This is a genomic window from Acinetobacter sp. 228, from assembly GCF_048147885.1.
In genome coordinates, this window is the sequence record NZ_JAYWYV010000286.1 from 1 (window position 1) to 1,340 (window position 1,340).

At 45.1% G+C, this 1,340-nt stretch carries 1 protein-coding gene; it reads right to left on the reverse strand.

From position 1 onward, the window contains the following. Positions 1-1,245: ISNCY family transposase (locus VXQ92_RS18270; protein WP_416682759.1), on the reverse strand; the 1,245-nt coding region annotated here is incomplete at its 3' end. Between the last annotated feature and the right edge of the window lie 95 nt (positions 1,246-1,340).

A 1,340-nucleotide genomic window follows, 5' to 3' on the forward strand; every position in this document is an offset into this window, starting at 1 on the left:
GGAACGTTTATTCTGTTTTTCTAGTTCTTCATGCTGCTGTTGAATATGCGCCAGGACTGAACCTAACCGTTTATTCTCAACAATCTCATTTTGCTGTAGCCCAGCCAATTTATTGAAGATGCTGTAGTTGAGCTTTCGTCCTTCATGCATGAGGGCCACAGTGCCATCCGGATACTCCAGAAATGCAATGTATTGCCCAGCAAGCTTATGATTCAGCTCTGTCGGTTCAAGCAGATAAATACATTTGTCATAGGTAATCGTCAGGTTCTTGGTGACCTTACGCGGTTCCTGCCAGGTAAAAATATCATCCAGTTCAAGATCAGATTCGGTTAATGGTCGATGCAGGTTCTTTGAGTTTCGCGCACATTTGGCGAACTTCTGATTGAACTGCTCAATAAAGCAGGGCAACCAGGCATTTGCTTCTGCAATCGAACAGATGCCTTCCAGGCGCATCTCCTTGATCAAACGGTCCTGAAGGGTTCTATTCGCTCGCTCTACGCGACCCTTCGCCTGTGGGGAGTTGGCGAAGATAATATCAATGTTTAACTCATTCAGAATCCGCCCAAATTGCGTGATCTTGCTGTCTTGGCTGGATTTCTGATTCACTCTGAATACCGAGTGTTTATCGCTGTAAAAGGCCAAGGGCTTGCCGTATTGCTCAATGTAGGCTCGGGTTGAAAGCATATAGTCAAAGGTCGTTTCAGCCTCACAAAAGCGCAGATGCAACAGCTTGCCGGTAGCATCATCGATATAAACCAGCAAACAGCATTTGGTGGCTCTTCCTTCAAACCAGTCATGATATGAGCCATCAATCTGGATCAGCTCACCGAAGCAATCACGGTTATAGCGTGGCTGGTATGGGCGTTTTAGACGTTTGGATCGCGGAATCCAAAGGTCATTTGCAGTCATCCAGCGCCGAACCGTTTCTACCGGGATATTCAGGTCAAACATGCTGCTGAGCTTCTCATGCGCCAAGGTAGGTCCAAAGCCCAGCAGATGTTCAGAAATAATGGAAAGACATTGCGATTTTAATAAATCGTCATGGCGATGATGGCCCGGTTGACCACGACTGGCATGCGTCATGCCTGAAACACCATCTTGATTGAGCTTCTGCAATAACCGGGTAATTTGACGGGTGGAAAGATTCAGGATTTCAGCAGCACGGACTTGGGTAATACGATGATCTCGAACGTCTTGCAGAACTGCAAGACGTTGAATTTCTTTGTCAGACATAGTGATCAGCATCTATATTTTATATCCAGTCCATGGTGATAAAAATCATCATAAACCAGACATTTTTATTGGTGAGAATATAGACACTTTAAATGGGTTCTAACAAA